The 9002-nt window shown below is 75.8% G+C and carries 8 protein-coding genes; 7 read left to right on the top strand and 1 reads right to left on the bottom strand.

Annotation, left to right across the window (positions count from 1 at the left end):
* The first annotated feature begins 185 nt into the window (after window positions 1-185).
* The 6 genes from RM844_RS21575 to RM844_RS21550 all read left to right on the top strand — a co-directional run bounded on the left by RM844_RS21575 (window position 186) and on the right by RM844_RS21550 (window position 6605).
* The gene (locus tag RM844_RS21575) at window positions 186-506 is read left to right on the top strand and encodes an integration host factor (protein WP_311668966.1); all 321 of its coding nucleotides are present in this window, start codon (window positions 186-188) and stop codon (window positions 504-506) included.
* A 64-nt stretch (window positions 507-570) separates the two neighbouring features.
* Window positions 571-1122, top strand: a complete 552-nt coding sequence (gmk, locus tag RM844_RS21570) for a guanylate kinase (RefSeq protein WP_311668965.1) — start codon at window positions 571-573, stop codon at window positions 1120-1122.
* A gap of 61 nt (window positions 1123-1183) precedes the next feature.
* Window positions 1184-1456, top strand: a complete 273-nt coding sequence (rpoZ, locus tag RM844_RS21565) for a DNA-directed RNA polymerase subunit omega (RefSeq protein WP_062215606.1) — start codon at window positions 1184-1186, stop codon at window positions 1454-1456.
* Between the two features lie 77 nt (window positions 1457-1533).
* Complete coding sequence (gene coaBC / locus RM844_RS21560; protein ID WP_394814566.1) at window positions 1534-2781, top strand: bifunctional phosphopantothenoylcysteine decarboxylase/phosphopantothenate--cysteine ligase CoaBC; 1248 nt, start codon at window positions 1534-1536, stop codon at window positions 2779-2781.
* Window positions 2782-3017: 236 nt separating this feature from the next.
* The gene (gene metK, locus RM844_RS21555; protein ID WP_311668963.1) at window positions 3018-4226 is read left to right on the top strand and encodes a methionine adenosyltransferase; all 1209 of its coding nucleotides are present in this window, start codon (window positions 3018-3020) and stop codon (window positions 4224-4226) included.
* A 249-nt stretch (window positions 4227-4475) separates the two neighbouring features.
* The gene (locus RM844_RS21550) at window positions 4476-6605 is read left to right on the top strand and encodes a primosomal protein N' (RefSeq protein ID WP_311668962.1); all 2130 of its coding nucleotides are present in this window, start codon (window positions 4476-4478) and stop codon (window positions 6603-6605) included.
* Window positions 6606-7233: 628 nt separating this feature from the next.
* Here the strand turns inward: RM844_RS21550 and RM844_RS21545 are convergent.
* Window positions 7234-7746: a hypothetical protein gene (locus RM844_RS21545; protein ID WP_311668961.1), complete on the bottom strand. Its 513-nt coding sequence runs from the start codon at window positions 7744-7746 to the stop codon at window positions 7234-7236.
* 302 nt (window positions 7747-8048) lie between these two features.
* On the opposite strand from RM844_RS21545, the gene fmt reads away from it, so the two are divergent.
* Complete coding sequence (fmt, locus tag RM844_RS21540; RefSeq protein WP_311668960.1) at window positions 8049-8981, top strand: methionyl-tRNA formyltransferase; 933 nt, start codon at window positions 8049-8051, stop codon at window positions 8979-8981.
* Window positions 8982-9002: the final 21 nt, after the last annotated feature.

The following is a 9002-nucleotide window of genomic DNA, read 5'->3' as shown; positions in this document are numbered from 1 at the left end:
CGCCGATGCTGCGGAGCTGACCTGGACTTTTTGTCGATTCTCCCTGACTTATTGCCGTCACCCCCGCTAGTCTCCGTCCAGAGCGGAGCAGCCGGGCGCGTTGCTCGTTGCTCCGCTGGTGCGGGGGCCACTAGGTTCCTCACCGTTCCGTATCCGACCAGTTCGACACCCGAGGTGACGTAGGCGTGGCTCTTCCGCCCCTTACCCCTGAACAGCGCGCAGCCGCGCTTGAGAAGGCCGCCGCGGCTCGCCGGGAGCGCGCCGAGGTCAAGAATCGACTCAAGCACTCCGGCGCTTCCCTGCACGAGGTCATCAAGCAGGGCCAGGAGAACGACGTCATCGGCAAGATGAAGGTCAGCGCCCTCCTTGAGTCGATGCCCGGCGTGGGCAAGGTCCGCGCCCGCCAGATCATGGAGCGGCTCGGTATCTCCGAGAGCCGCCGGGTCCGTGGTCTCGGCTCCAACCAGATCGCCTCCCTGGAGCGCGAGTTCGGCAGCACCGCCTGACGTTCGGCCCGTGCCGCTGGACACCGTTTTCGCCGTCCAGGCGGGAAGCGGGATAATCACCGGCATGACCGATCGTTCGCGACTGACCGTGCTCTCCGGCCCTTCGGGGGTCGGTAAGAGCACGGTCGTCGCTCATTTGCGCAAGGCACACCCGGAGGTCTGGCTCTCCGTCTCCGCCACCACCCGGCACCCACGGCCGGGGGAGCGGCACGGGGTGCAGTACTTCTTCGTCAGCGACGACGAGTTCGACAAGCTGGTCGCCAACGGCGAGTTGCTGGAGTGGGCGGAGTTCGCCGGGAACCGCTACGGCACCCCGCGCCACGCGGTCGCCGAGCGGCTGGCGGCCGGCGAGCCCGTCCTCCTGGAGATCGATCTCCAGGGCGCCCGGCTGGTCCGCGAGTCCATGCCGGAGGCCCAGCTCGTCTTCCTGGCCCCGCCCAGCTGGGACGAGCTGGTCCGCCGGCTCACCGGCCGGGGCACCGAGCCGCCCGAGGTGATCGAGCGCCGGCTGGCCGTCGCCAGAACGGAGCTGGCGGCCGAGTCGGAGTTCGACGTGACGCTGGTCAACACCTCCGTCGAGGAGGTCTCCGCCGAACTGCTAGCCTTGCTTCGTTAGACCCCGGGGGCCGAGCCAGCGCCGGTCCTTCGGTCCCCCGAAACCCACCGGAAGGCAGAGCGTGTCCTCTCCCATCACCACGCCCGAGGGCATCATCAACCCGCCGATCGACGAGCTGCTTGAGGCCACGGACTCCAAGTACAGCCTGGTGATCTACGCGGCGAAGCGCGCCCGGCAGATCAACGCCTACTACTCGCAGCTCGGTGAGGGCCTGCTGGAGTACGTCGGCCCGCTCGTGGACACCCACGTGCACGAGAAGCCGCTCTCCATCTCGCTCCGCGAGATCAACGCCGGCCTGCTGACCTCCGAGGCCATCGAGGGCGCCACCGACTGACGCGTCCGCCCGACGCGAGGCGGTTGACGGGCCCGGCAGCCAGGGTGCTGCCGGGCCCGAGGTCTGCGTGCGGCAGGATGGGGACGGACGGGGAAGCCGAACGGGAAGGGGACCGAGCCGTGGGTCAGCCCGAGGTCGTGCTGGGTGTGGGGGGCGGCATCGCCGCCTACAAGGCCGCGGAGCTGCTGCGCCGGTTCACCGAGTCGGGGCACGCCGTGCGGGTGGTGCCCACCGCGTCCGCGTTGCGCTTCGTCGGCGCGCCCACCTGGGCGGCGCTCTCCGGCCGGCCGGTGCACACCGAGGTCTGGGACGACGTGGACGAGGTGCCGCACGTCCGGCTCGGCCGGGCCGCCGACCTGGTGGTGATCGCCCCGGCCACCGCCGACCTGCTGGCCAGGGCCGCCACCGGGCGGGCCGACGACCTGCTGACCAACGTGCTGCTGACCACCCGCGCCCCCGTGGTCTTCGCCCCCGCCATGCACACCGAGATGTGGGAGCACCCGGCCACCCGGGAGAACGTGGCCACCCTGCGCCGCCGTGGCGCCGTGGTGATCGAGCCGGCCGTCGGCCGGCTCACCGGCGCCGACACCGGCAAGGGCCGGCTGCCCGACCCGGACGCCATCTTCGAGGCGGCCCGCCGGGTGCTGGCCCGCGGCACCGCCGGGCCCGACCTGGCCGGCCGGCGCGTCGTGATCAGCGCCGGCGGCACCCGGGAGCCGCTGGACCCGGTCCGCTACCTGGGCAACCACTCCTCGGGCAAGCAGGGCTACGCGCTGGCCCGCACCGCCCAGGCCAGGGGCGCCGAGGTCACCCTCGTCGCGGCCAACACCGCGCTGCCCGCGCCGGCCGGCGTCACCGTCGAACCGGTCGGCAGCGCGGAGGAGTTGCGCACCGCGATGCGGCGCGCCGCGGCCGAGGCGGACGTGGTGGTGATGGCCGCCGCGGTCGCCGACTTCCGGCCGGCGCGCCAGGTGGCCCAGAAGATCAAGAAGCGCGACGGGGTGGAGCCCGAGCCGATCGCCCTGGTCCGCAACCCGGACGTGCTGGCCGAGCTGGCCGCCGAGCGCCGCCCGGGCCAGCTGGTGGTGGGTTTCGCCGCCGAGACCGAGAACGTGCTGGCCGGCGGCCGGGCCAAGCTCGCCCGCAAGGGCTGCGACCTGCTGGTCGTCAACCAGGTCGGCGGCGGCCTGGCGTTCGGCACGGACGAGAACGAGGCGGTGATCCTGGCGGCCGACGGCACCGAGACGCCGGTCCCGTTCGGCCCCAAGGAGGCGTTGGCCGACGCGCTCTGGGACGCCGTGTCGCAGCGCTGGTCGCCCGCCTGACCTGCGGCCATGCCCCGCCAGCCGGCAACCCGCCGGCCCGGCGCGGCACTTCGCGGCGCCGACCGTGCGCCCCGGCGCCGGCCCGGCGTGCGCCCGGCGATGGCGACGCGGACGCAACGCTCACCATCCGGACCACTCCGCTTGACGCCCGTGTCCGGATACACTGTCGCTTGCCGCGCCCGGTCGCACCCGGCGCGGAAGCATAGTCAGCAGCCGCTGCAACCCCAGGGAGCGTTGTGTCCCGTCGTCTGTTCACCTCAGAGTCCGTGACCGAGGGCCACCCGGACAAGATCGCTGACCAGATCAGCGACACCATCCTGGACGCCCTGCTCAGGGAGGACCCGGCGTCCCGGGTCGCCGTCGAGACCATGATCACCACCGGCCTGGTGCACGTCGCAGGCGAGGTCACCACCAAGGCCTACGCGGACATCGCGACCCTGGTGCGGAACAAGATCCTGGAGATCGGCTACGACTCCTCCAAGAAGGGCTTCGACGGCGCCTCCTGCGGCGTCTCCGTCTCCATCGGCGCCCAGTCCCCGGACATCGCCCAGGGGGTGGACACCGCCTACGAGGCGCGCGTCGGCGGCACCGAGGACCAGCTGGAGCAGCAGGGCGCCGGCGACCAGGGCCTGATGTTCGGGTACGCCTGCGACGAGACGCCCGAGCTGATGCCGCTCCCGATCCGGCTGGCGCACCGGCTCTCCAGCCGCCTCTCCGAGGTCCGCAGGAACGGCACCATCCCCTACCTGCGGCCGGACGGCAAGACCCAGGTCACCATCGAGTACGACGGCGACAAGGCGGCCCGCCTGGACACCGTGGTGGTCTCCAGCCAGCACGCGGCCGACATCGACCTGGACTCCCTGCTGGCGCCCGACATCCAGGAGTTCGTGGTCGAGCCCGAGCTGAAGGCGCTGCTGACCGACGGCATCAAGCTGGACACCGAGAACTACCGGCTGCTGGTCAACCCGACCGGCCGGTTCGAGATCGGCGGCCCGATGGGCGACGCCGGGCTGACCGGCCGCAAGATCATCATCGACACCTACGGCGGGATGGCGCGGCACGGCGGTGGCGCGTTCTCCGGCAAGGACCCGTCGAAGGTGGACCGTTCGGCGGCCTACGCGATGCGCTGGGTGGCCAAGAACGTGGTCGCCGCCGGGCTGGCCACCCGCTGCGAGGTGCAGGTGGCCTACGCCATCGGCAAGGCCGAGCCGGTCGGGCTCTTCGTGGAGACCTTCGGCACCGCGGCCGTGCCGGCCGAGCGGATCGAGCAGGCCATCGCCGAGGTCTTCGACCTACGGCCGGCCGCCATCATCCGCGACCTGGACCTGCTGCGCCCGATCTACGCCCAGACCGCCGCCTACGGCCACTTCGGCCGGGAGCTGTCGGACTTCACCTGGGAGCGCACCGACCGGGTCGACGCGCTGCGCGCGGCCGCCGGCCTCTGAGGCCACGGCCCTCCCGCCCGGGCCGGTAGCGGCCCGGCCGGGTCCGGCATCTGGCCCGCGGGCGGCGCCGGGCTTGCCCGGTCACGTTCCAGGACCGCGCCGAACACCGCTCTGACCGAGCCCGTACGGGGCCGGGCCGGCGCCCCTGGGGTGCCGGAACGGCCCGTGCGGGCTCGGTGTGTGTCGGGTGCCGGGCTGTCGGGGCCGGGGCCGGCCGGCACTGTCCGAGGCGTCTGATGTACTGGCGGGATGAGTGAGGCCGGCGCCCCCGAGCAGCCGGGCGGTGAGCAACTCGCGCTGATCAGAGCCGCCGTCCGGGAGCGGACGCTGCCCCGCGCCAAGCCCCGCACCTGGCGCGGGGCGCCGCTCGCCGAGCGGCTGCCGGTGGCCCGGGTGCTGGTGGACAAGGGCCTGGTCCACCTGGACCACTGCTTCGACTACGCGGTGCCCGCCGCGTTGGACGCGGACGCCCAGCCCGGCGTCCGGGTCCGGGTCCGGTTCGGCGCCGGCCAGCGCGAGGGCCGCCGCGAGGGCGGCGGCCTGGTCAACGGCTTCGTGGTGGAGCGCCGCGCGGAGAGCGACTTCCCCGGCGTGCTGGCCCCGTTGGCCCAGGTGCTCTCGCCCGAGCCGGTGCTCACCCCCGAGCTGCTGCGGCTCTGCCGGGCGGTCGCCGACCGCTCCGCCGGCGCGCTCGCCGACGTGGTGCGGCTGGCCGTGCCGCCCCGGCTGGCCAGGGCCGAGCGGGCCGCCATGCCGGAGCCGCCGCCGACCCCCGAGCCGCCGGCCGCCGGCGGCTGGTCGCGTTACCCGCACGGCCCGGCGTTCCTGGCCGCGCTGGTCGAGGGGCGCGCGCCGCGCGCGGTGTGGACGGCGCTGCCCGGCCAGGGCTGGCCGGCGGAGCTGGCGACCGCGCTGGCCAGCGCGCTGGCCAGCGGGCGCGGCGCGTTGGCGGTGCTGCCCGACGGGCGGTCGGCCGGCCGGGTGGACGCGGCGCTGACCGAGCTGCTCGGCCCCGGCCACCACGTGCTGCTCACCGCGGACGCCGGCCCTGAGGCCAGGTACCGCCGCTGGCTGGCCATCCACCGGGGTGCCGTCCGCTGCGTGGTCGGCACCCGCGCCGCGATGTTCGCGCCGGTCCGCTCGCTCGGCCTCGCCGCCATCTGGGACGACGGCGACCAGGCACACCGCGACGACCACGCGCCCCACCCGCACGCCCGCGAGGTGCTGCTCTCCCGCGCCGCCCAGGAGGGCGCCGGCCTGCTGCTCGGCGGGCACGCGCACACGGCCGAGGCCGCGCTGCTGGTGGAGAACGGCTGGGCCAGGCCGCTGGCCGCCGAGCGGGACACGGTCCGGGCGGCGGCCCCGCTGCTGCGCACCGTCGGCGAGGCGGACGAGGCGCGGGACGAGGCGGCCCGCACTGCCCGGCTGCCCACCGTCGCCTGGCGGGCCCTGCGCGAGGGCCTGGCCAGCGGGCCGGTGCTGGTGCAGGTGCCGCGCCGGGGCTACGTGCCGAGGCTGGCCTGCGAACGCTGCCGGGAGGCGGCCCGCTGCCTGGCCTGCCACGGCCCGCTGGCGGCCACCGGCGCCGAGGAGCGGTTGAGCTGCGGCTGGTGCGGCACGCCGGCGCCGGACTGGCACTGCGCGGAGTGCGGCGGCCGGCGGCTGCGCGCGGTGGTGGTCGGCGCCCGCCGCACCGCCGAGGAGCTGGGCCGTTCCTTCCCCAGCGTGCCGGTGCGGACCTCGGGCCGGGACCATGTGCTGGCCACCGTGCCCGACGAGCCCGCGCTGGTGGTGAGCACCCCGGGCGCCGAGCCGGTGGCGGCGGGCCCCGGCTACGCCGCGGTGCTGCTGCTGGACGGCTGGGCGCTGCTCGGGCGCCCTGACCTGCGCTCCGGCGAGGAGGCCGTACGCCGCTGGTTGAACGCGGCGGCGCTGGCCAGGGGGCGGCACGACGGGGGAGTGGTGGTGGTGCTCGCGGAGCCCACGCTGCGCGCCGTGCAGTCCCTGGTCCGCTGGGACCCGGCGGGGCACGCGCTGCGCGAGCTGGCCGACCGGCGGGCGCTGGGCTTCCCGCCGATCTCCCGGATGGCGGCGGTCAGCGGTCTGCCCGAGGCGGTGGCCGGGCTGCTGGCGGTCGCCGAACTGCCGCCGTCAGCCGAGGTGTTGGGGCCGGTGGCGCTGCCGCTGGTGCCGGCCGGCCGGCCCCGCAGGCCGGGTGAGCCGCCGGTCGGCGAGCAGTGGGGACGCGCGCTGGTGCGGGTCCCGCCGGGCGCCGGCGGCGAGCTGGCCCTGGCTCTGAAGGCGGCCCAGGCCCACCGCCTCACCCACCGCGAGGGCCCCCCGGCCTGGGTCCGCATGGACCCGGACGACATCGGCTGACCGCCGGCGCGTGGGCCGCCGGCGGTACCCGTCGCGGCGGCCGGCTCCGGGATCGCGGCACGTACCGGCGGCCGGTGCCCCGGGCCGGGGGTCGGCGCGTCTCCCCGCCGGGCCACTGCCTCCGGCGGCATGGCGCGGGTGCTGGTGCGGGTGGTCGTTGCCGTGCGCGACGGGCTGATGTGGTGCCCACGGCATCCGCTCCATTCCGGCCGGGTCGTTGCCGTGCGCGAGGGGCTGCTGCTCTTCGCCGTCGGGCCGCTGCCTCCGGCGGCGTGGCCCAGGTCCTGGCGCCGCTGTCCCGGCCCCCGGGGCTGGGGATACGGGCCTTGTGGCTCGTGCCGGCCGCTGGGGCGTCAACGGGATTGCCGGGCGGGGGTGTTCGGGCGTGGGCTGGTCGTTGGTGCCTCAGCGAGAGGTTGGCGCGTCTCGCCGCCGGGCCGCTGCGTCCGGCGGCATGGCGCGGGTGCTGGCGCCGGTGGGCGCGGTGACGGTGCCCCGGGGGAGGCACACCCGTGCCGGCGGCCGGGGCGGTAACGGCCGCGCCCGGCGCGGGCACCCGCGACAGCGGCCGGGCCTGGACTCCCGTGCTCCGCACGGAAGTCCAGGCCCGGCCGTCGCGCGTCGCGGGTCAGCTGCCGCGTTGGCCGGGCAGCAGGTGTGGCTCGGGCGCGGTCGCCGGCTGCGCGCGGCGGGCCGCCGGGACGGGGGCGCCGGGCACCGTCGCCGTGCTCGGCGCGCCCGCCGGCGTCGGCTGGCCGGCCGGGGCCTCCCGTCCCCCGGCCGGCAGCACCGCCGGCCGCCGGGCGCCGTAACGCCGGTGCACCGCCTGCTTGGTGACGCCCAGCGCTGAGCCCACCGCGTCCCAGGAGAACCCCAGCGAACGGTCGAAGTCCACCGCCGCCGTGACCAGCGCCTCCACGCTGTCCCGCAGCTCCTGGGCCAGTCGTACGGTGGGCGCGGGCGCGCGGCCGTAGACGACGAAGCCGGCCGAGGGGCCGGTGCGGCGGGGGCGGTAGACGTTGCCCAGCTGCGCGGTGAGTGTGCGCAGGGCGTCCACCTGGCGGCGAACCCGCTCGATGTCACGTACCAGCAGATGCAGGCTGGCCCGCGCCTGAGCGTCAGGGGTGGCGTGGTCGGCCATGAACAAGCCTCTCGAACCGGCGGCAGGGGAATGAGGACCGGGCGCGAAGGCCCCGTCAGCGGTCAATCTGCCTTGACCAACGCGCCACCCGGCGCCTGAGTCACGCCCTGGGCGCGCATCGTCAACTCGGCGGAGCGCACGCCGTCGAGCCCTGCGCCCCCAGATGCCCCTGGGCGCACCAGCCGATCGCGGAACGTAGACTCTCCCGGGCGCTCACCCCGCTCCGCGGGGGTTCCCTGGAGATTCCGTCCGAGAGGTCACCCACCCACGATGAGGCTCGCACCCACCAGGAGGCCCGTCCGATGAGGCTGGTCTTCGCCGGCACCCCCGAGGTCGCCGTTCCGGCGCTCGACGCCCTGCTGGCGTCCGAGCGGCACGAGGTGGTCGCCGTGGTCACCCGGCCCGACGCCCCGGCCGGACGTGGCCGCCGGCTGGTGGCCAGCCCGATCGCCGAGCGGGCGGCCGAGGCCGGCATCGAGATCCTGCGCCCGCGCCGCCCCCGGGACCCCGACTTCCTGGCGCGGCTCACCGAACTCGCCCCCGACTGCTGCCCGGTGGTCGCCTACGGCGCGCTGCTGCCGAAGGCCGCGCTGGAGATCCCCGCGAGGGGCTGGGTCAACCTGCACTTCTCGCTGCTGCCCGCCTGGCGCGGCGCGGCGCCCGTGCAGCACGCGGTGCTCGCCGGGGACGAGGTCACCGGCGCCAGCACCTTCCAGATCGAGGAGGGCCTGGACTCCGGGCCGGTCTACGGGGTGCTCACCGAGGAGGTCCGCGCCCAGGACACCAGCGGTGACCTGCTGACCCGGCTGGCGCTCGCCGGCTCGGGCCTGCTGGCCGCCACCATGGACGGCATCGAGGACGGCACCCTGGTGCCGCGCCCGCAGCCGGCCGAGGGCGTCACCCTGGCCCCCAAGCTGACCACCGCGGACGCCGAGGTGGACTGGGCCGCCCCCGCCCTGCGGGTGGACCGGGTGGTGCGGGCCTGCACGCCCGCCCCCGGCGCCTGGACCACGTTCCGTGGCGAGCGCCTCAAGCTGCGCCAGGTCAGCCCGCTGCCCGACGAGCCGGCGCTGGCGCCGGGCGAGCTGCGCGCCGGCAAGCGCGTGGTGCGGGTCGGCACCGGCTCGCACCCGGTCGAGCTCGCCTGGGTGCAGCCGCAGGGCAAGAAGCCCATGCCGGCCGCCGACTGGGCCCGCGGCGTGCGGGTCGCCGAGGGCGAACGGCTCGGCGGCTAGCCGCCGAGCGGCGCCCCGTAC

Source organism: Streptomyces chisholmiae, from assembly GCF_031845445.1.
GTDB classification, from domain to species: Bacteria; Actinomycetota; Actinomycetes; order Streptomycetales; family Streptomycetaceae; genus Streptomyces; species Streptomyces chisholmiae.
This window is presented reverse-complemented; position numbering and strand designations above follow the sequence as displayed.

Bases quoted from the DNA above. Each gene is read 5' to 3' on its own strand.
- gmk (WP_311668965.1), top strand. From the start codon at position 571: ATGACCGATCGTTCGCGACTGACCGTGCTCTCCGGCCCTTCGGGGGTC.
- coaBC (WP_394814566.1), top strand. From the start codon at position 1,534: ATGGGGACGGACGGGGAAGCCGAACGGGAAGGGGACCGAGCCGTGGGT.
- RM844_RS21550 (WP_311668962.1), top strand. From the start codon at position 4,476: ATGAGTGAGGCCGGCGCCCCCGAGCAGCCGGGCGGTGAGCAACTCGCG.
- RM844_RS21545 (WP_311668961.1), bottom strand. From the start codon at position 7,746: ATGGCCGACCACGCCACCCCTGACGCTCAGGCGCGGGCCAGCCTGCAT.
- fmt (WP_311668960.1), top strand. From the start codon at position 8,049: ATGAGGCTGGTCTTCGCCGGCACCCCCGAGGTCGCCGTTCCGGCGCTC.